The organism is Rhizobacter sp. (assembly GCA_019635355.1).
Taxonomy (GTDB): Bacteria; Pseudomonadota; Gammaproteobacteria; order Burkholderiales; family Burkholderiaceae_C; genus Rhizobacter.
Window position 1 is genome coordinate 1638257 of record JAHBZQ010000001.1, and the last position, 24436, is coordinate 1662692.

General features: G+C 69.0%; 22 protein-coding genes. 16 read left to right on the top strand and 6 right to left on the bottom strand.

The window, feature by feature from the left end:
- Positions 1-134 precede the first annotated feature (134 nt).
- From KF892_07230 to KF892_07250, 5 genes are all read left to right on the top strand, one after another.
- Complete coding sequence (locus KF892_07230) at positions 135-5918, top strand: heme utilization protein (GenBank protein MBX3624786.1); 5784 nt, start codon at positions 135-137, stop codon at positions 5916-5918.
- A gap of 183 nt (positions 5919-6101) precedes the next feature.
- Positions 6102-6911 carry a glycosyltransferase family 2 protein gene (locus KF892_07235; protein ID MBX3624787.1) on the top strand — a complete coding sequence of 270 codons (810 nt, stop codon included), beginning with the start codon at positions 6102-6104 and terminating at the stop codon, positions 6909-6911.
- A 1-nt stretch (position 6912) separates the two neighbouring features.
- Positions 6913-7638: a hypothetical protein gene (locus KF892_07240; protein MBX3624788.1), complete on the top strand. Its 726-nt coding sequence runs from the start codon at positions 6913-6915 to the stop codon at positions 7636-7638.
- Positions 7639-7713: 75 nt separating this feature from the next.
- The gene (locus KF892_07245; protein MBX3624789.1) at positions 7714-8076 is read left to right on the top strand and encodes an XRE family transcriptional regulator; all 363 of its coding nucleotides are present in this window, start codon (positions 7714-7716) and stop codon (positions 8074-8076) included.
- Between the two features lie 4 nt (positions 8077-8080).
- Positions 8081-9397: a HipA domain-containing protein gene (locus KF892_07250; GenBank protein ID MBX3624790.1), complete on the top strand. Its 1317-nt coding sequence runs from the start codon at positions 8081-8083 to the stop codon at positions 9395-9397.
- Between the two features lie 22 nt (positions 9398-9419).
- On the opposite strand, the gene KF892_07255 is transcribed toward KF892_07250, so the two are convergent.
- The 3 genes from KF892_07255 to arsA all read right to left on the bottom strand — a co-directional run bounded on the left by KF892_07255 (position 9420) and on the right by arsA (position 12579).
- Positions 9420-9809 carry a VOC family protein gene (locus KF892_07255; protein ID MBX3624791.1) on the bottom strand — a complete coding sequence of 130 codons (390 nt, stop codon included), beginning with the start codon at positions 9807-9809 and terminating at the stop codon, positions 9420-9422.
- A 102-nt stretch (positions 9810-9911) separates the two neighbouring features.
- Complete coding sequence (locus tag KF892_07260) at positions 9912-10616, bottom strand: helix-turn-helix transcriptional regulator (protein ID MBX3624792.1); 705 nt, start codon at positions 10614-10616, stop codon at positions 9912-9914.
- A gap of 208 nt (positions 10617-10824) precedes the next feature.
- A complete protein-coding gene (gene arsA / locus KF892_07265) occupies positions 10825-12579 on the bottom strand; it encodes an arsenical pump-driving ATPase (protein MBX3624793.1) in 1755 nt (584 codons plus the stop codon).
- 302 nt (positions 12580-12881) lie between these two features.
- Here arsA and KF892_07270 point away from each other — a divergent pair, with 302 nt between their 5' ends.
- The 6 genes from KF892_07270 (at position 12882) to KF892_07295 (ending at position 15642) form a co-directional block, all read left to right on the top strand.
- On the top strand, positions 12882-13028 hold the full coding sequence (locus tag KF892_07270; GenBank protein MBX3624794.1) for a hypothetical protein: 147 nt from the start codon (positions 12882-12884) through the stop codon (positions 13026-13028).
- Complete coding sequence (locus KF892_07275; protein MBX3624795.1) at positions 13025-13579, top strand: hypothetical protein; 555 nt, start codon at positions 13025-13027, stop codon at positions 13577-13579. The genes KF892_07270 and KF892_07275 overlap by 4 nt, the downstream gene beginning before the upstream one ends.
- A 93-nt stretch (positions 13580-13672) precedes the next feature.
- Positions 13673-14053, top strand: coding sequence for a hypothetical protein (locus tag KF892_07280; GenBank protein ID MBX3624796.1), 381 nt, complete (start codon positions 13673-13675; stop codon positions 14051-14053).
- A gap of 16 nt (positions 14054-14069) precedes the next feature.
- Positions 14070-14582 carry an RNA polymerase sigma factor gene (locus KF892_07285; protein MBX3624797.1) on the top strand — a complete coding sequence of 171 codons (513 nt, stop codon included), beginning with the start codon at positions 14070-14072 and terminating at the stop codon, positions 14580-14582.
- Complete coding sequence (locus tag KF892_07290) at positions 14579-15376, top strand: anti-sigma factor (protein ID MBX3624798.1); 798 nt, start codon at positions 14579-14581, stop codon at positions 15374-15376. Before KF892_07285 ends, KF892_07290 begins: the two co-directional genes overlap by 4 nt.
- Before the next feature lie 92 nt (positions 15377-15468).
- A complete protein-coding gene (locus KF892_07295; protein ID MBX3624799.1) occupies positions 15469-15642 on the top strand; it encodes a hypothetical protein in 174 nt (57 codons plus the stop codon).
- 11 nt (positions 15643-15653) lie between these two features.
- Here the strand turns inward: KF892_07295 and KF892_07300 are convergent, their stop codons facing one another.
- Positions 15654-16475 (bottom strand): AraC family transcriptional regulator, encoded by an 822-nt coding sequence (locus tag KF892_07300; GenBank protein MBX3624800.1) that lies wholly within the window; start codon positions 16473-16475, stop codon positions 15654-15656.
- Positions 16476-16546: 71 nt separating this feature from the next.
- Here KF892_07300 and KF892_07305 point away from each other — a divergent pair, with 71 nt between their 5' ends.
- Positions 16547-18520, top strand: coding sequence for a hypothetical protein (locus KF892_07305; GenBank protein ID MBX3624801.1), 1974 nt, complete (start codon positions 16547-16549; stop codon positions 18518-18520).
- Between the two features lie 61 nt (positions 18521-18581).
- On the opposite strand, the gene KF892_07310 is transcribed toward KF892_07305, so the two are convergent.
- Entirely contained in the window at positions 18582-19547 is a 966-nt protein-coding gene (locus KF892_07310) for a LysR family transcriptional regulator (GenBank protein ID MBX3624802.1), read from the bottom strand.
- Positions 19548-19693: 146 nt separating this feature from the next.
- Between KF892_07310 and KF892_07315 the strand changes: the two genes are divergently transcribed.
- The 4 genes from KF892_07315 (at position 19694) to KF892_07330 (ending at position 23843) form a co-directional block, all read left to right on the top strand.
- Entirely contained in the window at positions 19694-20713 is a 1020-nt protein-coding gene (locus tag KF892_07315; GenBank protein MBX3624803.1) for a TRAP transporter substrate-binding protein, read from the top strand.
- A 78-nt stretch (positions 20714-20791) separates the two neighbouring features.
- Entirely contained in the window at positions 20792-21988 is a 1197-nt protein-coding gene (locus KF892_07320; protein ID MBX3624804.1) for a fumarylacetoacetate hydrolase family protein, read from the top strand.
- Between the two features lie 71 nt (positions 21989-22059).
- Positions 22060-22569, top strand: a complete 510-nt coding sequence (locus KF892_07325) for a TRAP transporter small permease (protein MBX3624805.1) — start codon at positions 22060-22062, stop codon at positions 22567-22569.
- The gene (locus KF892_07330) at positions 22566-23843 is read left to right on the top strand and encodes a TRAP transporter large permease subunit (protein MBX3624806.1); all 1278 of its coding nucleotides are present in this window, start codon (positions 22566-22568) and stop codon (positions 23841-23843) included. The genes KF892_07325 and KF892_07330 overlap by 4 nt, the downstream gene beginning before the upstream one ends.
- A 9-nt stretch (positions 23844-23852) precedes the next feature.
- Here KF892_07330 and KF892_07335 read toward each other — a convergent pair whose 3' ends face one another.
- Positions 23853-24389, bottom strand: coding sequence for a DUF305 domain-containing protein (locus KF892_07335; protein ID MBX3624807.1), 537 nt, complete (start codon positions 24387-24389; stop codon positions 23853-23855).
- Positions 24390-24436: the final 47 nt, after the last annotated feature.

Consider the following 24436-nt stretch of genomic DNA (forward strand, 5'->3'; position numbering starts at 1 on the left):
GCGCAGCAACCTCCTCCCCCGGGGCGGTTGCTGCGGCCCATCGGTCGCCACGGCCACAGATGGGCCGTGGATGACGCCCGTTTCCCCCGATCAACCGAGGGGTCATGTCGTGAAAATGGCGCGAAGGCCCTGACATGAAGTTCTTCAAGTGGTTGACCGGGACGGCGCTGCTGAGCAAGCTGAAGATCCGTTTCGGCGGCTGGTTCTCGTCCGACAACTCCTTTGCCACCCCGAACAACGGTGGTGGCAACGGCAATGGCGACAACGGCGGGAACAACGGCAACAACGGCGGGTCGGCATACGCCCTGACCGATGAGCAGGTGCGTGCGCTCACGCCGTCGCAGATCGCGGCGATGAGCACCGACCAGCTCAACGCCCTCACCGCCTCCCAGTTCGCGCTCTTCACCGTCACGCAGTCGACCGCGATGACGCCGACGCAGATCGCGGCGCTCGAAACGCAGGACTTCCGCGCGCTGGAGTCGGCCGACCTGCGCGGCATGTCGAGCGCGCAGATCAACGCCTTCACCACCGACCAGATCGCGCTGCTCGCCACCTCGCGCCTGGTGGGCATCTCGACCGACGTGATCCCGGCGATGACCACCGCCGCCATCGGCATGCTGTCGACCGCGCAACTGGCCGCGCTCACCACGGGCCAGGTGTCGCAGCTCACCACGCAGCAGCTGCGCGTGCTCGAGACCGACGAGCTCAACGCCTTCACGACCGCGCAGTTCGCCGCCCTCACCCCGGCCCAGGTGGCCTCGCTCACGCTCGACAGGATTGCCGCCCTCGAAACGCAGGACCTGCGGGCGCTGGGGACCGCCCAGTTCGCAGCCCTCAACCTGGCCCAGGTCGCGGCGCTGCGCACCGACCAGCTCGCCACGCTCGAATCGGCCGACCTGCGCGCCATCTCGGTCGACGCGCTGGCGGGGCTCAACTCCGACCAGATGGCGGCCTTCAGCACCGCGCAGATCGCCCAGATCACCACGGGCCAGGTGCGCGCGCTCACCACCACGCAGATCGCCGAGCTCGCCACGCAAGACGTGGTGGCGCTCACCACCGCGCAGGTCGCCTCGCTCACCGTCGACCAGGTGGCCGCGCTCGGCTCGCACCAGATCGCCGTGCTGGAGACGCTCGACCTGCGGGCGCTGTCGAGCGACATGCTGCAAACGCTCAGCTCCGACCAGATGGCCGCGCTCACCACCGCGCACATCGCCTCGTTCACGAGCGACCAGCTCAACGCCCTCACCCCGCAGCAGCTCGCGGGGCTCGAGACGGCCGACGTGCGCTTCCTCACCACCGCGCAGTTCGCCGGCCTGTCGGCCACGCAGATCAATGGTTTCAACAGCGACCAGATCGCTGCCATCGAGACCATCGACCTGCGCGCCATCGGCACCGCCACGCTGCAGGGCATCGACTCGGCGCACCTCAACGCGCTCACGAGCGGCCAGATCGTCGCGCTCACCACCGACCAGGTGCGGGCGTTGACCACCAGCCAGCTCGCCCACCTCGACACGGCTGATCTGGACGCGCTGACCACCACGCAGTTCGCCGCGATCACGAGCACCCAGATCGTCGCGCTCACCACCGACCAGATCCCCACCATCTCGACCGAAGACCTCAACGCGCTGCCCACCGCCGTGCTGAGCGCGCTCACGGCCGAGCAGATGGCCGCACTCACCGCGCTGCAGCGGGTCTCGCTCTCGGCCGGGCTCGCGTTCACGCCCGAGCAGATCGCGGCGATGTCGACGCGCGACCTCAACTCCTTCCTGCCGCAGCACTTCGCGGCCTTCACCTCGGCGCAGATCGCCGCCCTCACCACCGAGCAGATCTCGATGCTGGAGACGGCCGACCTGCGCGCCATCGGCACCGCCGGCCTGCGCGCCTGGTCGTCCGACCAGCTGGGCGCGCTCGGCTCCGACCACTTCCCCGCGCTCACCAGCACGCAGATCGGAGCGCTCAGCACCGCTCAGATCGCGAGCCTCTCGACCGAAGACCTGGCCGCCTTCACCACCGCGCAGATGCCGCAGCTCAGCACCGCGCAGGTGGCCGCGCTCACGCCGGAGCAGATCGCCGCGCTGGAAACGCAAGACCTCAACGCCTTCGGCAGCGCGCAGTTCCAGGCGCTCGGCACGCACCAGATCGCCGCGCTCACCACCGACCAGGTGTCGCAGCTCGAAACCGCCGACCTGCGCGCCCTGAGCCCCGCCGCGCTGCAGTCGATGACACCCGAGCAGTTCGCAGCGCTCGGCAGCCAGCACTTCGCGGCGTTCTCCACCGCACAGGTGGCCTCGTTCAGCGGCGCGCAGATCGCCGCCATGAGCACCGACGTGCTCAACGCGCTGGGCACCGAGCAGTTCGCCGCCTTCAGCACTGCGCAGGCCTCGTCGTTCACGCTGGAGCAGGTGGCCGCGCTGGAGACGGCCGACCTGCGCGCCCTCAGCAGCGCCGCCCTGCGCGCCTTCTCGCCCGAGCAGCTCGACGCGCTCGGCTCGCAGCACTTCGCGAGCCTGTCCACCGCCCAGACGAATGCGCTGCGCACCGACCAGATCGCCGCGCTGTCGGGCGAAGACCTCAACGCGATGGGCACCGAGCACTTCGCCGCCTTCGGTACCGCCCAGGCCTCGGCGCTCACCTTCGAGCAGGTCGCCGGGCTCGAAACCGCCGACGTCGCCGCGCTCGGCAGCCTCGCCCTGCGCGCGCTCTCGACCGACCAGCTCTCGGTGCTCAACTCCGACCACCTCGCCGCGCTCGGCACCGCGCAGGTGGCCGCGCTCACCACCGCCCAGGTGGCCGGCCTCGCGCCCGAGCAGCTCAACTCCTTCGGCACGGCGCAGATTGCCGCACTCACCACCGCCCAGGCTGCCGGCCTCACGCCGCTGCAGCTGGCGCTGATGGAGACGCAAGACCTCAACGCCCTGGGCAGCGCGCAGTTCGCCGCGCTCAGCACCACCCAGATCAGCGCCCTCTCGCTCGACCAGATGGCCCAGCTGGAGACGGCCGACCTGCGGGCCCTCGGCAGCGCCGCGCTGCAGTCGCTCAGCGTGTGGCAGCTCGAGGCGCTGGGCTCGCAGCACTACGCCTCGCTCGGCACCGCCCAGGTGGTCGCGCTCACCACCGAGCAGGTCTCCTACCTCACCAACGACGACCTCAACGCGCTGCAGACGGCCCACTTCGCCGCCCTCACGAGCGCCCAGGCCGCCGCGCTGCGCGTGGAGCAGATCTCGTTGCTGGAAACGGCCGACCTGCGCGCCTTGAGCTCAGCCGCCCTGCGCGCGCTCTCGCCCGACCAGCTCGCCGCCTTCACGAGCGACCACCTCGCCGCGCTCGCCACCTCGCAGATCGCGCAGCTCACCACCGCGCAGATCGCCGGCCTGCCGCCCGAGACGCTGGGCGCACTCTCCACTCAGCAGATCGTCTCGCTCACCAGCACCCAGCTCGCCGCGCTCACGCCGGGGCAGGTGGCCGCGCTCGAAACCCAAGACCTGAACGCCCTGAGCACGCTGCAGTTCCGCGCGCTCGGCACGCAGCAGATCGCCGCCCTCACGCTCGACCAGGTGGCCAACCTGGAAACGGCCGACGTGGCCGCGCTCAGCACCACCGCGCTGCAGGCGCTCTCGCCCGAGCAGCTCGACGCGCTGGGCTCGCAGCACTTCGGCGCGCTCACCACCACGCAGATCGCCTCGTTCAGCGCCAGCCAGATCGGCGCCCTCTCGGTGAGCGACCTCAACGGCTTCGGCACGCAGCAGTTCGCCTCGCTCACGAGCGCCCAGGTCACCGGCCTCACCGGCGACCAGCTCCTGAACCTGGAGACGCAAGACCTGCGCGCGCTCACCACCACCGCGCTGCGCGCGCTGGCGCCCGAGCAGCTCGCCGCCCTCACGAGCGACCTGCTGCAGGCGCTCAGCACCGCCCAGATCGCCTCGCTCACCACCAGCCAGGTGGAAAACCTCGCGCCCGAGGCGCTGGCCGCGCTGTCGACCCTGCAGATCGGCTCGCTCACCACCACGCAGCTCAATGCGCTGACCGCCTGGCAGATCGCCACGCTGGAAACGCAGGACCTCAACGCGCTGAACACCGCGCAGTTCCGCGCGCTCGGCACCCAGCAGATCGCCTCGTTCACGCTCGACCAGGTGGCCAGCCTGGAGACGGCCGACGTGGCCGCGCTCACCACGAGCGCGCTGCGCGCCTTCTCGCCCGAACAGATCGACGCGCTCGGCTCGCAGCATTTCGCCGCGCTCACCACGCAGCAGATCGCCTCGTTCACCTCCGACCAGATCGGCGCGCTCTCCAGCCCCGACCTCAACGGCTTCGGCACCCAGCAGTTCGCCTCGCTCACCAGCGCGCAGGTCGCGGGCCTCACCGGCGACCAGCTCATGAACCTGGAGACGCAGGACCTGAGGGCGCTCACCACCACCGCGCTGCGCGCCATCTCGCCCGACCAGCTTGCCTGGCTGCAGAGCGACCACATCGCCGCGCTGAGCACCGGCCAGATCGTCTCGCTCACGACCAGTCAGGTGGCAAGCCTCGCACCGGAAAGCCTGGGGGCACTCTCCACGCAGCAGATCGTGTCGCTCACCTCGGCACAGGTCAACGCGCTCACGCCGTGGCAGATCGCCACCCTGGAGACACAAGACCTCAACGCCCTGAGCACCCTGCAGTTCAGCCGCCTGGGCACGCAGCAGATCGCCGCGCTCACGCTCGAGCAGGTGGCCAGCCTGGAGACGGCCGACGTGCGGGCGCTCTCCACCAGCGCGCTGCGCGCCTTCTCGCCGGCGCAGATCGACGCGCTGGAGTCGCAGCACTTCGCCGCGCTCACCACGCTGCAGATCGCCTCGTTCAACAGCGACCAGATCGGCGCGCTCTCCAACACCGACCTCAACGGCTTCGGCACCCAGCAGTTCGCCGCGCTCACGAGCACCCAGGTGCTCGGCCTCACGCAGACGCAGATCTACGGCCTGGAAACGCAAGACCTGCGCGCGCTCACCACCGCCGCCATCCACGCGCTGCTGCCCGACCAGGTGGTGGCCTTCGCGCCCGAGCACATGGCCACGCTCGGCAGCCAGCAGATCGCCGCCCTCAGCAGCCAGGCGGTGGCCGCCCTCACGCCGGCGCAGATCATCGCGATGACCACCACGCAGATCGTGGGCCTGGAGACGGCCGACATCGCCGCGATGACGAGCGACCAGATCGGCGCCTTCGAGGCCGAAGACATCAACGCGATGTCGAACGCGCAACTCGACGCCCTCTTCGCCGCCACCCCCATCGTGCTCGACCTCGACGGCAACGGCGTGCGCACCACGGCCGCTGCCGATGGCGTGCACTTCGACCTCAACGCCACCGGCACCGCGCACAAGGTGGGCTGGGCCTCGGCCACCGACGGCCTGCTGGTGATGGACCGCAACCACGACGGCCAGATCAACGACGGCAGCGAACTCTTCGGCACCGGCACCCGTGGCGCCGACGGCCGGCGCGCCGGTAACGGCTTCGACGCCATGCGCTTCGAAGACAGCAACCACGACGGCCGGCTCACCGCCGCCGATGCCCGCTTCGGCGAGCTGAAGGTCTGGGTCGATGCCAACCAGGACGGCCACGCCGACGCCGGCGAGCTGCACGGCCTGGCCGAGCTCGGCATCGTCTCGCTCAACCTCGACGCCGTGGCCGGCACCACCGTCGACAACGGCAACCTGCTCGGCCTGGTGTCGAGCTACACCACCGGCGACGGCACCCAGCACGCCATGGCCGACGTGTGGCTGGCCAAGGACAAGGGCGCCGACCTGCAACTCGGCGACCTGCTCTCCGCCCCGGCCGACAACCTGCTGCAAGGCGGCGAGCTGCGCACCGCCAGCACCGGCACGGTGTCGGCGGCGCCGCTGTCGTATCCGGGCCTGGTCGACGGCTCGTCGAACCCGCTGATCTGAGCCGCCCCGCTCCGCTGAACCGCCCCGCTCCGTTCAGGCTGAGCCTGTCGAAGCCCCGCCCCGCACGCCGCAGATCACCGCAACAAGCGCCACTTGCCCCACCTGTTCGGCCGATGGGCAAGGCCGCACCGCACCTAGCATCGAACCACGTCCACGCCCGTGCTTCGAGGCCCGCCGCTGCGCATGTCCACGCCCACCCCCGTCTTCACCGTCATCGTCACCACGCACCTGCGCGCCGCGCTGCTCGACCGCGCGCTGCGCTCGCTGCGCGAGCAGAGCTTCCAGGACTTCGAGACCGTGGTGGTCGCCGATGCGCTCGATGCCGAGACCGCCGCCGTGTGCGCCCGCCAGCTGCGCCCGCAGGATGTGTTCGTGAAACGCAGCGGTGCCCCCGGCCCCGCCCGCAGCCGCAACCTCGCGCTGCAGCTCGCCCGCGGCGAATGGGTCACCTTCCTCGACGACGACGACACCTACGGCCCCGGCCACCTGGCCACGGCGCTCGCCCAGATCCGGGAGCACGCCGCCCAGGGCGTGCGCGTGCTCTTCTCCGATTTCGACATCCTCACCGAAGACCGCAGCCAGGCCCCGGTGGTGCCGCAAGGCCGCGCCCGCATCGCGCTCGGCACGCAGGCGGTGACGTCGCTCTACGCCAAGAACTTCATCCCCAACAACGCGCTCGTCTTCCACCGCCTGGCGCTGGAAGGCTGCGAGGTCGACCCGCACCTCAAGTCGCAGGAAGACTGGGACTTCCTGCTCGCCGTGTGCGCCCGCCACCTGCCGGTGCACTACGCCGGCGGCGAGGCCGTCGTCCACAAGGACTACGTGAACCCCGGCACGCGCCGCGGCAACAGCGAAGCGGCCAACGACACGAGCGTGGTGCTCGACTTCCTGCACGTCTACAAACGCTGGCCCGCCCCCACGCCCGAGCTGAAGGCGCAGCGGCAGGAGCTGCTGAAATCGGCCGGCCTCGCGCTGCCGCTGGAATGGTTCTGACATGAACAGCCGCGACGAGTACCTGCGAGAGCTCGACGGCCTGCACGACCAGATCGTCTTCTGCAGCTGGGCCGGCACCAACGCCCTCTCGCCGCAGCGTGCGATGGCGCTGCTCTCGGTGACCATGCGCATCGGCGTGCCGGTGGTCTGCGTGACGCCCGGCAACCTGATGGACTGGCAGCACCCCGACCAGCCCTTCCACCCCGCGTATGAATTCCTGAGTGCCACGCACCGCGCCGACTACCTGCGCACGTATTTCATGCACCACTACGGCGGCGGCTATACCGACATCAAGCAGACGCTGCGCCCCTGGCGCGGCTTCTTCGAGCGGCTGCAGGCCCACCCCGGGCACGACGGCCTCGGCTACACCGAGATCAGCCCGCGCGGCGTGGCCCCCGTGCCCCCGCCGCTCGGCGACGAGCTGCGTGCCAACTACCAGAAGCTGATCGGCCTGTGCGCCTTCATCTTCCGCAAGCACTCGCCCTTCACCACCGCGTGGCTCGACGCCACGCACGCACTGCTCGACGCCAAGCTCGACACGCTGCGCCAGCACCCCGCGCGCCACCCGCAAGACCAGACCGGCGTGATGTTCGAAGGCGGCGAGCGCTCGCAGTACCCGATCGGCTGGACCGAGATGCTCGGCAACCTCTTCCACCCGCTGGTGCTGCAGATGCACGAGCGCATCCTGCACGACGAGATCGCGCCGAGCTTCCAGCAGTACCGCTAGCGCCGGGCAGCGGGAGCCACGCTTTTGTATCTATAGATATTTACAAAAGTGGCTTTATTGGCATAATCTATTTATATGCCAAAGACCACCCGGGCACTGCTGCAGTTGCCGCCCTCCACCGCCGCCGCCATCGAGAAGCTGGGCGCCGACCTGGCCGTGGCCCGCCTGCGCCGCAAGGAGTCGCTGCGCTCGTGGGCGCAACGGCTGGGCATCACGGTGCCCACGCTCCAGCGGCTCGAAGCCGGCGACCCCTCGGTGGGGATCGGCATCGTGGCGACCGCGCTGTGGCTCATCCAGCGCGATGGCGAACTCGCCCAGCTCGCCGCGCCCGAACACGACCGCGGCGCCATCGAGATGGACGTGCGCGAAGCCATCGAGCTGGGCCGGGCCCGCGCCCAGGCCTCGGCCGAAGCCCGCGCCGCACGCGTGAAGCGCTGACACCATGCGCTTCGACACACTCCACCTCTGGTACCTGGGCGAACCCGAGACGCCCCGCTACGTCGGCGAACTCAAGCTCGTCTCGGCGGGCAAAGGCGTGTCGCTGCGCTACGGGCCGCAGTGGCTGGCGCAAGGCTTTGCGCTCAGCGAAGACCTGCCGCTCGTCGACACCGAGTTCCTGCCGCCCGGCCGTCTGGCCGGCGATGCGCAGCGTGCGGTGGGCGCCGTCGACGACGCGCGGCCCGACCGATGGGGCGAAAAGGTGATCCGCTTCGTCGACAAGCCCAGGCGCCTGTCGCTCATGGAGTACCTCTACTACGCGGGGGACGACCGCTTCGGCGCGCTCGGCGTCTCGACCTCGCCCGACACCTACGCGCCGCGCACAGGCGGCCCGCTGCCGCGTCTCGAAGACGCCCAGGCGCTGAGCGAGGTGGTGGCCAAGATCGAAGCGTCCGAGCCGCTAAGCGCAACCGAGGCCCGCATCATCGCGGGCGGCGGCAGCCCGCTCGGTGGGGCCAAGCCCAAGGCACTGATCGAGATCGGCGGCGAGCAGTGGGTCGTCAAGTTCTTCAACCACGAGCCCCTCGATGCGCCGCTCGTCGAGCACGCCACGATGACGCTCGCCGCCCGCGCCGGCATCACCGTGGCCGAAACGCGGCCGATCGCGCTTGTCGGAGTGAACGCGATCGCGATACGCCGCTTCGACCGCGCGCAGGGTCGGCGCATCCACAGCCTCTCGGCCGGCACCGCCATCCGCGCGGCCACGGCGGCGGGCAGCGAGCCCGAGCTGGGCTACCCAGCGCTCGCACGCATCCTGCGCCGCGTGGGCGTGACGCAAGACAACGCCAACGCCCGTGATGCGCGCGAGCTGTTTCGGCGCATGGTGTTCAACATCCTCATCGACAACACCGACGACCACGAGAAGAACCATTCGCTGCTCGTCGTGAACCCCTTCGACAACGGCCGCCTGCGGCTCGCGCCGGCTTATGACGTGCTGCCCACGAACTCAGGCCAGGGGTACCAGGAGTTCATCTGCGGCGCACAGGGGCGCGATTCGACGCTGGCCAACGCGATGTCGCAGTGCGACGCTTTCGGGTTGCTGCCGGCGCAAGCCGCCGCGGAGGTGGCGGAGGTGATTGCCGTGGTCGACACCTGGCGCGAGCATTTCGCGACGGCCGGCGTGAGTGAGCGAGACATCGAGAGCCTGGCCGAGCGCATCGATGGCGAAGAGTTGCTGGCGCAGCGGCGCGGGTTCGACCCGGCAGGCTTTCGCAACACCGTCGCCCGGCGAAAGAAGCCGGGGCCGTTCGGGCAGCGCTGAGCGCATGCTTCCAGCAGAACCGCTAGGTGCCTTGCGCCTGGTGCAGCTCGACGAGGTTGCCATCCGGGTCCACGACCAGGATCTGCGAGCCGCCCGGCCCGACCTCGATCTCGTTTCGAAAGCGCACACCGGCCACCTTCAGCCGCTCGATGTCGGCCTTCAGGTCGTCGACCCACAGCACGATGCGGTTCCAGCCACCCGGGGCTTGCTTCGTGCCGTCGGGCATGTCGCGTGCGCCGGAGGTGCCCTCGCCACTCAGGATCAGCACCAGGCTGCCGCGTGAGAGCTGGGTGAAGGGGCCGTTGCGCTTGTCGAGCGTGAACCCGAGCGGCCCGGTGTAGAACGCGATGGCGGGCTCCATCGCCCGGGTCTGGTAGCGCACTGCCGCGCGATGGGGTGCAGAAGCGGTCATGTCGATCTCCTATCCGTCGAGACTGCGATGCAGCCAGTGTGGGATCGGCGTCACCCGGTGTCTTGGACGAATTTGACCTGGCTTGCCCTGCCTTACCCTGCCCTAGGCGAGCGCGATGTGATCGCTCTTCACGGCCGCGCCGCGGGCGCGCGCATAGTCGCCCGGCGTCATGCCGGCGAACGCCACGAAGTCGCGGATGAGGTGCGACTGGTCGGCATAGCCGCAGTCGAGCGAGAGCTGCGCCCAGCCCGGCGCCTGCGGCCCGGCGGCAAGAGCGAAGGCCCGTTGAAAGCGCTGGACGCGCTGGAACAGCTTGGGCGTCATGCCCACCTCGGCACTGAAGCTGTCGATGAAGCTGCGGTGGCTGCGGCCACAGGCCTGTGCGAGTGCTGCGATCGGCGCGCCCGGGTTCGACAGCAGCGCGATCGTGAACGGACGACGCGCCAGCGACGCGACGAGGTGCTGGCGCAGCGTGCGCTCCAGGATGGCGAAGCGCTTGGCGGCGCAAGGCGCGCTCGCGAGTGCGTCGTGCAGCCGGTCGGCGGCCACGGGCGACCAGATGGCCGCGAGGTCCATGTGTTGATCGGCAAGCTCGTCGGCCCGCGCGCCCAGGAAAGCGCGCGCACCGCCCGGCTTGAAATGCACGCCGACCATGCAGGCGTGCTCGCGGGTGTCGACCACAAAGCTCTGGCTGAACGCACCCGACACGAGCATCCCCGCATAGTGCCGAGCCTGGCCGTCGGCGCCGAAGACCCGGATCCGGTTCTCATGGAGGTTGACCACCAGCTCGAAGGTGCCAGCGGGCACGATGCGCTCCCGTGCGTGGGCCGGCGCGTCTTCCAGCGACCACAGGTGAGCGACCAGGCCGTCCAGTGGCGGTGCGGGCGTGTGGGTGTGGTACTTCAGCGGGGACTCCGGCCAGGGCGAGGGGGCCGGACCATCTTATGGAGATGCCCAACCGACCACACGCGATCCCCGGGTCCTCGGGAGTGGAATTCGAGCCGGAGCCGTCGCGCTAGGAGTTGCCCGTGAGTTCGCGCAGCGCGGCCACGCCCACCGGCGGCCGCGCCACCCAGGGCACGACATACGTGCGCTGGGCGAGGCCACCCGTCACGCGCGCCAGCTGCGCCGCTTCGCCCGCGAGCCGCGCGGCGAGCACGGGGTCGTGCGTGCCGGTGGCGGCGAGGCTGCGGTTCACCACCCACGCAAACGGCTCGATGGCGGCACGGCGAAGGTCGTCTTGCAGGCCCGCGGCTTCGGAGACGGGCGTCACCTCCGGCAGCGTGACGAGCACGATGCGCGTGTAGTCGGGGTCTTGCAGGCGCATCAGCGGCGTGACGATGCGCACCTCGGCCGTGGTCTCGAACTCGCGCGTCATCTGGCGGTGGTAGGCGCCGGTGGCGTCCATCAACAGCAACGTGTGGCCGGTGGGTGCCGTGTCGAGCACGACGAAGGCGCTGCGCGCCTCGCTCACGATGCGCGAGAACGCATGGAACACCGCCACCTCCTCGGTGCAAGGCGAGCGCAGGTCTTCCAGCAGCAGCGCGCGCTCGGCTTCGTCGAGGTCTCGCCCGCGGCTGGCCATGATCTTGTCGACGTAGCGCTGCGTCTCGGCCACCGGGTCGATGCGGTCGACCTGCAGGCCCGGCACGTGGCCTTCCAGCGTGCTGGCCAGGTGCGCGGCGGGGTCGGTGGTCGACAGGTGCACGGTCTTGCCGCGCGCGGCCAGCGCCACCGCCAGCGCTGCGGCGATGGTGGTCTTGCCGACGCCGCCCTTGCCCATCACCATCACCAGCCCGCGGCTCTGGCGCGCCAGCTCGTCGGCCAGCGCGCGCAGCGGCTGCGCTTCGGCCGGCAAGGCCGTGTCGCGGCGGGCCGGCTGCGGTGGCCGGGCGACCGGGTCGAGCAAGGCACGCAAGGCGGGCAGGCCCACCATGTCGAACGCGCGCAGCGGCACATGGTCTTGCGGCAGGGCCGCGAGGCTTGCCGGCATCGCCGCCAGCGCCTGCTCGCCGATCGCCTGCAGCGCGTTGGCCACCGCGTCATCGGCCCCCGAGGCGCGGAAGACCGCGTTGACCACCACCCGCTGGTTCACGAGCCCGAGCTCAAGCAGCTCGCCATGCGTGCGCGCGGCCTCGCGCAAGGCCGCGGCATCGGGCCGCGTGACGAGCACGATGGCGGTGTGCTGCGGGTCGGCCAGCGCGCGCAGGCCGGCCTGGAAGCGCTGCTCCTGCATCTTGAGCCCCGAGTGCGGGCCCAGGCACGAAGCGCCACGGTCGTTGCCTTCGAGGAAGCCCGTCCACGCCTTGGGCAGGCTCAGCAGGCGCAGCGTGTGGCCGGTGGGCGCGGTGTCGAAGATCACGTGGTCGTAGCCTTCGGCATCGCCGGCGAGCAGGCCGATGAACTCGTCGAAGGCGGCGATCTCGGTGGTGCAGGCCCCCGAGAGCTGCTCGCGCACGGTGTCGCGCTCGGCCTCGCTGCTGTCGCCCGGCATCTGGCCAATGACGCGCGCGCGGTAGGCCTGCGCGGCGGCCTCGGGGTCGATGTTGAGCGCATCGAGACGGGCCACACCGGGAATGGGCGTGGGCCGGTCGGAGAGTGATGCGCCCAGCATCTCGTCGAGGTTCGACGCCGGGTCGGTGCTGACCAGCAGCACGCGTCGGCCGGCATCGGCGAGCGCGAGTGCACAGGCGCAGGCCAGCGAGGTCTTGCCGACGCCGCCCTTGCCGGTGAAGAAGAGGAAGCGCGGTGGGTCGCGCAGCAGCGACAGCGGGGTGGAGAGCGAGCTCATGTCTGCGGAATGGGTTTGGCCTGATTCACTCAAGGGTTGCACGGCCGGGCCCCTCACCGGCTGACGTGGGTCAAACGCCCCATTGAGAGTGGGACGAGCCCCTTGGCCTCCGATCGAGCACGGGCGCAACTCGACCCTGAACGCGCGCTGATCCTGCCGCACGCGCTTGCACCCCGCACACCCGCCCGGTAGATTCGCCGCCACTCAAACCACGACAGATCGAGGAGGCAGCGCACATGGCCAGCCGGTGCATTCGGACCATCACATCGGGCACACGGTGCGTGCGTGACGCGCAGTTCCCCACCAACTACTGCTGGCAGCACCAGCCCGACAGCGAGCAGACCAAGCCGGCCGGCACGCGCGCGGGCGACCATCGCCAGCCCGCCACGAAAAAGAAGGCGGCCACCAAGCGAGGAGCGCGCCGATGAGCACCCCGGAAGAGAAGCGCCTAGACATCCTCATCACCGCCAGCGTGGCCGCCTGCGACAACGCGTCCAGGCAGTACGACGACTACGGCAAGACCTTTACCGCGCTCGACACCAAGGCACAGGCGGTGGTGACGATGGCCGGCGTGATCCTGGCCGCCATCGTGACCCTCACCAACTCGGGCCGCCTGGGCCAGCTGGTGGGCTCGTCGTCGGGGCCGGTGGTCGCGCTCGGGGTGCTCACCATCTGCATGACGCTCGTCTGCATGGCGCTCGGCTTCTACGCCTCACGCGTCACGCCGGTGAGCGTGCCCTTTGCGGCGCACGACCAGATCCAGGAGGTGGACGACCTGCTGCACCTGCCGGCCGACGAGGTGTCGAAGGAAAAACTGCTCGGCTACCACGCCGCGCGCATGAAGCACTGGAAGGCCTCGCTCGCCAACATCGCGCAGGCGGTGGAGCGCAAGGCGGTGCTGGTGCGCGCGGCGCAATGGGGCATCGTGGCGACCCTGGGCGTGGGAATGGGGGCGCTCTTGCTGGCGTTCGGGCGCTGAAGGGCGCAGAGGCTGCGGGGCCAAGCCTGCGATGGAATATTCGACGCCCCTTCGGTGTTTACTGCAGTGCCCCTCAACTTCGGAGACACGACCATGTTCCGCACCTTCTCATGGCCCACCCTCGTCCTGGCCGGCCTGCTGGCCACCGGCTGCGCCTCGATGCGCGGCGACGCCCCGGCCAAGGTGGCCGACGGTGTGTTCGTCGGCGCCAACGGCATGACGCTCTACACCTTCGACCGCGACACGACGCCCGGCAGGAGCGTGTGCAACGGCCCCTGCGCCACCAACTGGCCGCCGCTGATGGCCCCGGCCGGCGCCACCGCCAGCGGCGACTGGACCATCGTGACCCGCGACGACGGCGGCAAGCAGTGGGCCTACAAGGGCAAGCCCGTGTACTACTGGATCAAGGACCAGAAGCCGGGCGATCGCACGGGCGACGGTTTCAACAACGTGTGGCGACTCGCGCGCCCCTGAGCGCTGCGCACCGCGCGTGGGCGTCGAACAGCTCCTCGGCCACATCCCGGCGCTGCGCCGGTATGCCCGGCTGCTGACGGGCGACGCCACGCGGGCCGACGACCTCGTGCAGGACACGCTCGAACGCGCCTGCCTCAAGTGGGCGCTGTGGCAGCCCGGCTCGCTGCTGCGCAGCTGGCTGCTGTCGCTCATGCACAACCTGCACGTGAACCAGGTGCGCGACTGGCGTCACGACGACGGCCATGCGGCCCTCGAAGACGCGCCCGAACCCGCGCACGAGCCGATGACCCACGCGGCCGAGCGCATGGACCTGCAGCGCGCGCTGGCCGAGCTGCCGCCGGCGATGCGCGAGGTGCTGCTGCTCGTGACCGTCGAGGAGTACAGCTACGCCGAAGCGGCGGGCATCCTCGGCGTGCCGGTCGGGACCGTCATGTCGCGGCTGCACCGCGCGCGCGATCGCCTGCGCGAGCTCATGACGGAACGCACGCCCGCGGCGCGGCCCGTGCCCCTGCAACTGGTCAAGCGATGAACGACACCCCCGAACTCGTCGGCGACGCCGAACTGCACGCCTTCGTCGACGGCCAGCTCGACGCCGCACGCCTGCCGGCCGTGCTCGCGTGGCTGCAGGCCCACCCCGAAGACGCGGCGCGCGTGCTGCAGTGGCAGGCGCAGCGCCTGCAGCTGCGGCAGATGGCGCGCACGGTCGATCTCGACGAGACGCCCGCCGCTCTCACCCGCGTCGTGCTCGATGCCGGCGCGCGCGCGAGGCGGCGCATGGGTTGGCAACAGGTGGCCGCGGTGGTGCTGCTGCTCGCAGCCGGCGTGACGGGCGGCCGGTACTGGGGCCAGCGCGAGTCAGCCGAGCCGGCGCTGGCGGTGGCCCCGGCACCGCCTTTCGTGCGCGATGCAGCGCTCGCCCACACGGTCTTCGTCCCGGAGAAGCGGCACCCGGTCGAGGTGGCGGCCTCCGACGAGGCGCATCTCGTGCAGTGGCTCAGCCGCCGCCTCGGCGCGCCCTTGAAGGCGCCGTCCCTGGCCAGCCACGGCTACCACCTGCTCGGTGGCCGACTGTTGCCGGGTGAGGGTGCGCCCCGCGCGCAGTTCATGTACGAGAACGACCAGGGTGCCCGCGTGACCTTGTACGTCGCCGTCTTCGCCACGGGGCCGTCGCCCGGCCCGGCCTCCTTCCGCTCCGTGCGAGTTGGCGGCGAAGAGACGTTCTACTGGACCGAGGACCGGTTTGGCTACGCGCTCAGCGCCAATGTCGACCGGGCGAATCTGCAGGCGCTGGCGCGCGAGGTTTATGCGCAGTTGGAACGCTGAGGCGACGAGCGGACGGTGGCCGAGTTGTTCAAGACGGCGACCGATCTCCTTCGTAGGCTGCGTGCGTTTCCGGCGACGTCAACACGCAGACCATGGGTTCGCTTCAATTCCGTCGACCAGTTGCCATTTCGCGCGGGGCGCGCACCGGCGCCACCATCGACGTTCGCAATGCCCGGGGAGCTGTGATCTGCAGTACCACCGTGGCCCAGGACGGCACGGGCTACAACACCTCGGTGATGCGGCTCGCCGCGGGACATGAACGTTGATCGGCTTCGACTCAGTGGCGCCAGGTGGCCGGGGCATCCAGCGGGCGGGTGGGCAAGAAGCCGCCGAAGCGCTTGAAGTCACGCGTCATGTGAGCCTGGTCGGCGTAGCCTGCCTCATGAGCGATGGCGGCAAGCGACATGGGCACTGGGCCCTTGAGCAGGCGCAGCGCCCGCTGGAAGCGGCACAACGCCTGCACCGTTCTCAGCGGAAGCCCGACGTGCTTCAGCACGTGACGTCGCATCGTGCGTTCGGGAACCTGATGGTCGAGAGGCTCGGCCCCGGCCCTTGCCGCAGACAGTACGGCGTGCATCGCACCCCACTCCGGCATCGAGTGGACCCGCCGCCGCGCCAGGCGCGCAGCGGCCAACGCCACCTCGCCCCAGCGGGCCAACGCCTCTTCGAAGCTTGCCGAGGCCAGTACCCCACTCACGCCGGCATCGAGCTCAGGCGGCAATGTCGGGGCGGGGTCGATGCGATCCACGAGTTCTTTCGCCGACACGCCGAGCGCACATCCTCCCCACCCCAGCTGGAACCGGAGCCCCATCCACACGGTCTTCGCGCTGCCGTCGACGAAGTGAAGACGGGCGCTGGGGCCGCACATGCGGATGGCTGGAGAAGACAGGCGGCCTTGGTCGTCGACGTTCCAGGAAGCGAACAGGTCCATCCGGCCGTCCGGCACCACGGCCTGCCGCCCATCCAGGTAGACATGACAGCTCCACAGCGCTTCGACGGCTTCCATCGCCGAGGCCGGGATAAGGTGCTCGACATATTGGCTGGTCGGAAGCTGCTGGTCGTGCGCGACGCCGGCGCTTTCGGTCGCAATCTTCTGCATGGCGGCGGATTCTCGTGCCTTCACCAACCGTCCCTCGCCTCGGATTCACTCCGCTCGGATAAAGGTGCTCCATGAAATGGACTGCGGGACGAATGAAGTGGTGGCCGTGGATCGCCGCGGCCATCGTCACAGGGCTGGTGGTGGGCTCATGGCGCGTCTGGGAAGAATGCTGGCTCGGCCTGGTGTGCGAAGACGGGCTGGCAGCGTTCAACCGAGAGGTGACCGAGGGTGGGCTCAAGGCCGGTGAAGATGAACGGGCTCGGTTGGCCCAGCACCCGAGCAAAGAGTTCTTGGGCGGGCACACCATCGTCCCATACGCCTATCTGCCCACCGTGCGAGGCCTGTTCGGTCACTCGTTTCTGCTCGAGAACGGCCGGCTGTTGTCTTTCAAGGAAGCGCTTGGCCTGCACATGGGCCTCAACGCCGATCGGGAAGGGCCCGCGCTGCAGGCCACGGCCGTCGCGCTGGTGTCGTCACCCCGCGCGTTGAGCCAGCAAGACATCCTTTGGTCCGACGGGCGCTTGACCCGCAATCAGCATTTCGATGCGAGAACCGGCACGGCCCGCCCTGGGCGTTGGACCGAAGAACAACCCGACAGCGTCCAGATCGACGACGGCGTGGCCCTCGCCAGCGGCAGCAACTTCCGGCTGGTGCTGCGCCGCGATGGGTCGGTTTGGGGGTACGGTGGAAATGACTTCGGCCAGTTGGGCACCCCCGACGAAAACGTGAACAACCAGACCTTGCCGCTGACGCGGCCGGTGGCGGGCCTGACGGGCGTGACGGCAATTGCAGCCGGCATGCGTCATGCCGTGGCGTTGAAGCGTGACGGTACGGTGTGGCAATGGGGGGCAAACAACACCGCGCTTCATGATCTCAACCAGCGCCTGCACGGGGGCACCTGGGAGATGTCGAGCCAGTTGCCTCGTCAGCGCGACTTCTTCAATCCAGAGCCGTCACGTGTCCCTGGATTGCCGGACATCGTGAAAATCGCGGCGGGCAAAAACCACAGTGTGGCGCTCGACAAGAACGGTGCAGTGTGGGCGTGGGGTGAGTCATCGGGCGGGCTGCTTGGCATTCCTCTCCGGTTCTCGGCCGAGCCCTTGGGTCACCACCCGATCTACAAGGTCGGCACGTTTGTCGACCTGCCTGTACGAGTGCCCGGTGTGGAGCAGGTCGTCGATATCGCTGCAGCGGGTCGCCACACGATTGCCTTGAAGCGCGACGGCACCGTGTGGGGCTGGGGCATGAACAACGGCGAGCAGCTCGGGGCACGGGAGCACAGGCGTCCGCCCGCGCCCCGGGACCTCTCGGGACAGCCATCGCGGCAGGAGCACGATCCACCGTTTCCGATATCGGGCTTGCGGGACATCCAGCAGATCTTCACGTCCGAGACCTTCTCTGCGCTGGTAGACAAACGCGGCGACATGTTCCTCATGAGTGACCGGTTTGCGTATGACTTCGCTGCCCGGGTTCCCGGGCGAGCGGGGGCCAAGACTCGCATGCGGTTTTCGCTGGCCGCGCATGAACCTGATGGAACCATTCCGGCGACGCTGGACAGTGAGGTGGGCCTCTACGCCGTCGACGACGCGCTGGGCAGAGTCAACGGGCTTCTTCCCGGAGATGCGGGCTACGCCGCTGCAGCCCTGGCGCCCGCACGGGCGACCCCGGTCTTTGAGTCTGGCCAGAGCTTCGGCCGATCGCCCGGCGCAAGACAGTCCCCTGAACGATGGCTCAAGCTCGATGCAGACCGCTTGTTCGGGTTTTATGTCGTCTTCGGTTCCAACCGTTCGGCCTGGCAGCGGGTGAACCCACGAAACGGAAACGAAGAGGCCATCAAGGCGTACTTTTCGTTCCCGGCAGCGAATCCTGATCGTTTGCCATATGGGTTCATGCGAACCACGTTCGACTATCAATGGGAGCGTTCACCGAGTGCTCCGTTGGGTCCCGGCGTGAGCACCGCGTCTTACACATTGACGGGCCACGGGCTCAGGGGTGTTGACAGAGAAAGGTTCCAGCGCGATCTCACATCCACAGCCACGAAGTGAGGATCGAATCCCCGAAGAGCTTGAGAAAGAGTTCCTGCATCAGCAGCAAGCCGCGCTTTGTTCATGGCGCCCCTTCCCCCTCCGCCGCCAACCCCCGAATCACCTCCACAAACGCCTGCACCGCCGTACTCGGCGCCTCGCCCTGCAGCGTGATCAGCCCGAAGTCCGGCATCCGATCCGGCAACTCAGCCGCAATGCGCGTGAGCAGCCCGCGCCGCACATATTTGTCGACCAGCGCGGCGGGCTGCAGCGAGAGCATGTTGGTGCTCTGCAGAAGCTCCAGCGCGAAGAGGAACGACGGCGTCTCGACGATGCCCGAGGTGAGCGAGAGGCCGGTGCTCGCGAAGATGTCGTCGGACACCTTGCGCAGCGCGGTCGAGGTGGGATAAAGAATCCACGGCCAGTGTGAAAGCTCCAGCAGCCCGGGGGCACTGGCGCCGCGCAGCGGGTGGTGCATGCCGGCGGTGATCTGCAGGCCTTCGCCTGACAGCTTCTCGTAGTGGAACTGGCCGCGCTGCGCGTCGTCGGTGAAGCGGCCGATCATCACGTCGATCTTGCGTTCGGCCAGCCACACGATGAGCTGGTCGCTGCTCTGCTCGAGCACCTTCACCACCAGTAGCGGCCGCAGCCGCTGAAGCTCGGCCACCGCGGCAATGAGCAGGTGCGCCGCGGAGCCCGAGATGGCACCGATGGACAGGTGGCCGTGGCCGCCCTGCTTCAAGGTGCTGAACTCGTCGACGAACTTGCGGTGGCCGTCGAGCGCCGAGTGGGCGTAGCGCAGCGTGAAGAGCCCCAGCTCGTTGGGCCGCATGCCGCGCGGCAGGCGGTCGAAGAGGCGCGCTTCGAGCATCTCTTCGATGTCCATCAGCACCTTGGTGGCGGCCGGCTGCGTGATGTGCATCTGCTCGGCGGTGAGGCGCAGGTTGCGCGTCTTGCCCAGGATGTCGAGGAACTGCAGATGACGAAACCGCAGCCGCGCCACCTGCGCGAGCGCCAAGGGTTTGCCAGAAGGCGTGTCCGGACTCATCACCATTTGGAATGGATGCTAGCGAAAAAGTCAGTGGACCGGCCCCGGGGGCTCACCTAGCCTTCGGCTCGATCGACCCGCCCCTCAGAGGGCAGGCGCGTGGGGTGCGGTGGCCGCGCCCCGCACTTCACCAAGACGGAGACATCATGCAAATCAGATCACTCGCCCTGGCCGCGGCCCTGCTGGCCGCCCTGGCCGGCCCTGTGGCCGCGCAGGTCAAGGAGCACGCTTTCAAGATCGGCACCGGCCTCAGCGATGACCACCCGCAGGTGAAGTCGCTGAAGTTCTTTGCCGAGCAGCTGGCTGCCAAGAGCGGCGGCAAGCTCACGGCGCGCGTCTACCCCAGCGGCTCGCTGGGCAATGACATCAGCATGACCTCGGCGCTGCGCGGCGGCACGCTGGAGATGACCATCCCCGACAGCTCGACGCTCGTCTCGCTGGTCAAGCCCTTCGGCGTGATCAACCTGCCCATGACTTTCAACAACGAGAAGGAAGCCGACGCAGTGCTCGACGGCCCCTTCGGCCAGAAGCTCCTGGCCACGCTGCCCGAGAAAGGCTTGATCGGCCTGGGCTTCTGGGAGAACGGCTTTCGCCACGTGACCAACTCGCGCCGCCCGATCCAACGCGCCGACGACCTGAACGGCCTGAAGCTGCGTGTCATCCAGAGCCCGCTCTTCCTCGACACCTTCAACGCGCTGGGCACCAACGCCACGCCGATGCCCTTCACCGAGCTCTACACCGCGATGGAGCAGGCCGCGGTCGACGGGCAGGAGAACCCGGCCGCCACCATCCTCGCGAGCAAGTTCTACGAGGTGCAGAAGCACATGGTGCTGTCGCGCCACATGTACAGCGCCTGGGTGCTGCTGATGTCGAAGAAGACCTGGGACGGCCTCTCGGCCGAGGAACAGAAAATCGTGCAAGACGCCGCGCGCGAGGCCACGGCGTATGAGCGCAAGACCATCCGCGCCTTCTCTGACACGGCCCTCGCCGACCTCAAGAAAGCCGGCATGCAGATCACCGAGCTGCCTGCGGCCGAGCACGCCAGGATGCGCAGCAAGCTGCAGCCGGTGCTGGCCAAGTTCAGCAAGGAATTTGGCGACGACACGACGGCCGAGATGATGGGCGAGCTGGCCAAGGTGCGCGGTGGCGCCACGGCCAAGAAATAGTTCGCTTGACCCCCGAGGCGGCTTCACCGCCTCGACGATGGCGCGCCACCTTGATGGCGCTCGCCCGAGGACCCTTGAATGACCGAGACAACGAAGGCCGTGCTGCCGCAAGACGGCCTGGCCGGCACGCTGGTGGGCCGTGTGTGGCGCACCGGCACACCAGGCGGCCCGGCGGTGGTGGTGCTGCGCCCCGAAGGCGTGTTCGACCTCAGCCGGCACTTCGCCACCATGAGCACGCTGCTCGAAAACGACGACCCGGCACGGGCCGTGCGCGCGGCGGCCGGCGAGTCCCTCTGCACCGTGGACGCGCTGCTCGGCAACAGCCGGGCCGACGGCCGTGACACGAGCGTGCCCTGGCTGCTGGCGCCCTGCGACCTGCAGGTGGTGAAGGCCGCGGGCGTGACCTTCGCCGCCAGCATGATCGAGCGCGTGATCGAGGAGCAGGCCGCGGGCGACGCGAGCCGCGCGCAGGGGCTGCGCACGCAGGTCACGGCGCTGATCGGCACGAGCCTGTCGGAGGTCCGGCCCGGCTCGCCGCAGGCGCAGGCGCTGAAGGCGCTGCTGCAGCAACAGAAGCTGTGGTCGCAATACCTCGAGGTGGGCATCGGGCCCGATGCCGAGGTCTTCACCAAGGCGCCGGTGCTGGCGGCCGTGGGGCATGGGCAAGACATCGGCATCCGCGCCGATTCGGCCTGGAACAACCCTGAGCCCGAAGTCGTGCTGGCGGTGAACAGCCGCGGCACGATCGTGGGCGCCGCGCTCGGCAACGACGTGAACCTGCGAGACATCGAAGGCCGCAGCGCGCTCCTGCTCGGCAAGGCGAAAGACAACAACGCCTCGTGCGCCATCGGCCCCTTCATCCGCCTGTTCGACGAGCACCTCGGCGGCACTTTCGGCCTCGACGCGCTGCGCCGCGAGACGGTGCACCTGCAGGTCACGGGCAGCGACGGCTTCACGCTGCGCGGCATCAACACCATGGCGAGCATCAGCCGCGACCCGGCCGACCTGGTGGCGCAGACGCTCGCCTGCCACCAGTACCCCGACGGCTTCATGCTCTTCCTCGGCACGCTCTTCGCGCCCACCGAAGACCGCGACGAGCCCGGTGGCGGCTTCACCCACAAGCTGGGCGACGTGGTCACCATCCAAAGCCACTGGCTCGGCACGCTGCAAAACCGCGTGACGCACTGCGAGGCCGCGCCGCCCTGGCGCTTCGGCCTGCGCGCCCTGATCGGCAACCTGGCCGAGCGTGGCCTGCTGCACGGGGCGCGGCTGTGAACCTGCTCGACGCCACCATCGAGCGCTTCTGCCGCGCGATCGACCTGCTCATCGCCGCGGCGCTCGCGGTGATGGTGGTGCTGGTGTTCGGCAACGTGGTGCTGCGCTACGTCTTCAACTCGGGCATCGCGGTGAGCGAAGAGGTGGCGCGCTGGCTCTTCGTGTGGGTGTGCTTCATGGGTGCGGTGGTGGCGCTGAAGGAAGGCGGCCACCTGGGCACCGACATGCTGGTCTCGCGCCTGCCGGTGGCGGGCAAGAAGGCGTGCATGGTGATCGGCCACCTGCTCATGCTCTACGTGACCTGGCTTTTCCTCCAGGGCAGCTGGCAGCAGGCCCTGCTCAACCACGACGTGGCCGCGCCGGTGACGGGCACGCCGATGTCCATCTTCTACGCCTCGGGCGTGGTCTTCTCGGTGTGCGCGGGCATCCTGCTGCTCTTGCAGCTCGTGCGCCTGCTCACCGGCACGCTGCGCGAGAGCGAGCTCGTGATGGTCAAGGAATCGGAAGAGCAGGCCGAGCTGGAGGCGCTGAAAGCCGAGCTGGTGCGCCGCGAGGCACAGACAAGCGAGCCACGCCGATGACCGTCTTCATCTTCCTCGGCAGCCTCGTGGGCGCGATGGCGCTGGGCATTCCCATCGCCTACGCGCTGCTGGCCAGCGGGGTGGCGCTGATGTGGCACCTGGGCCTCTTCGATGCGCAGATCCTGGCGCAGAACTTCATCAACGGCGCCGACAGCTTCCCGCTGCTGGCGGTGCCCTTCTTCATGCTGGCCGGCGAGATCATGAACGTGGGCGGGCTGTCGCAGCGCATCGTGAACTTCGCGCTGGCGCTCGTCGGCCATGTGAAGGGCGGGCTCGGGTACGTGACGATCCTGGCGGCCTGCCTGCTGTCGGCCCTCTCGGGCTCGGCGGTGGCCGACGCGGCGGCGCTCACCGCGCTGCTGCTGCCGATGATGATCAAGGCCGGGCACAAGCGAGAAGTGTCAGGCGGGTTGATCGCCGCCTCGGGCGTCATCGGGCCGATCATTCCGCCGAGCATCGGCTTCGTGATCTTCGGCGTGGCGGCCAACGTGTCGATCACCAAGCTCTTCATCGCGGGCATCGTGCCGGGCCTGATGATCGGCGTGGGCCTGGCGCTCACCTGGTGGTGGGTCGGCCGCAAGGAGATGCTGGCCCTGCCCGCGCGCAAGTCGCGCGCAGAAGTGTGGGCTGCGGCACGCGATGCGGTGTGGGCGCTGCTGCTGCCGGTGTTCATCCTCGTGGGCTTGCGCATGGGCGTCTTCACGCCCACCGAAGCGGCGGTGGTGGCGGCCGTCTACGCCCTCTTCGTCTCGACCGTGGTGTACCGCGAGCTCAAGCTGCAGGCGCTCGTGCGCATCTTCGTCACGGCAGCGCGCACCACGGCGGTGGTGATGTTCCTCGTGGCTTCGGCGATGGTTTCGGCCTGGCTCATCACGGTGGCCAACCTGCCCGCGCAGATGGTCGACCTGTTGCGCCCGCTGCTCGACAACCAGACCCTGCTGCTGATCGCCATCATGCTGCTGGTGATGCTCGTGGGCACGGCGATGGACATGACGCCCACCATCCTCATCATGACGCCGGTGCTGATGCCGCTCATCAAGGCGGCCGGCATCGACCCAGTCTACTTCGGCGTGCTCTTCGTCATCAACAACTCCATCGGCCTCGTCACGCCGCCGGTGGGCACCATCCTCAACGTGGTGGCCGGCGTGGGGCGCATGAAGATGGACGAGGTGACCCGCGGCGTGCTGCCGTTCATGGCCGCGCAATTCGCGGTGATGTTCGTGATGGTGCTCTTCCCGCAAACGGTGCTGGCGCCGCTGCGGTGGTTTTACTGAGCGCCGCGCTCAGCGCACGGCTTCCTGGATCTCGGGCTGCATGTCGGGCGTCACCTCGGCCGTTCTCGGGGCGAGCGTGGTGTCGCCACGCGTACCGCTTTTCTCGATGTCGTCCACCAGCAGCTTCATCTCGGCGATTTCCTTGACCTGCGAGCTGATGATCCCGTCGGCGAGCTTGCGCACGCGAGGGTCGCGGATGTCGGCCCTGCGGGCGTTGTTGATGGCAATCGAGTGGTGCGGAATCATCGACCGCATGAAGTCGACGTCGCCGATCAGGCTCTGCTGGCGGTTGATCGCGAGAACGCCGACACCCACGACGATGGCCCCGCCCAGCACGGCGAGCTTCGCCACCGGGCCCGCGTACATCTTCCACATGAAGGCCAGCATGATGATGGCCATCACGCAGCCCATCACGAGTGACGACACCAGCCGCGTCAGGCTGAAGGTCGCGTGCTCCGCGCTGTAGACCAGCTGGTACATCAGCGGAAACATCACGATCGTCGACGTTGCGATCATCGCGAAGAACCGGCCCCAGCCCATCTTCATCGGCTGGTGCGTCATGTGCTGCTTGTCGTTCATCGCATCGACTCCAT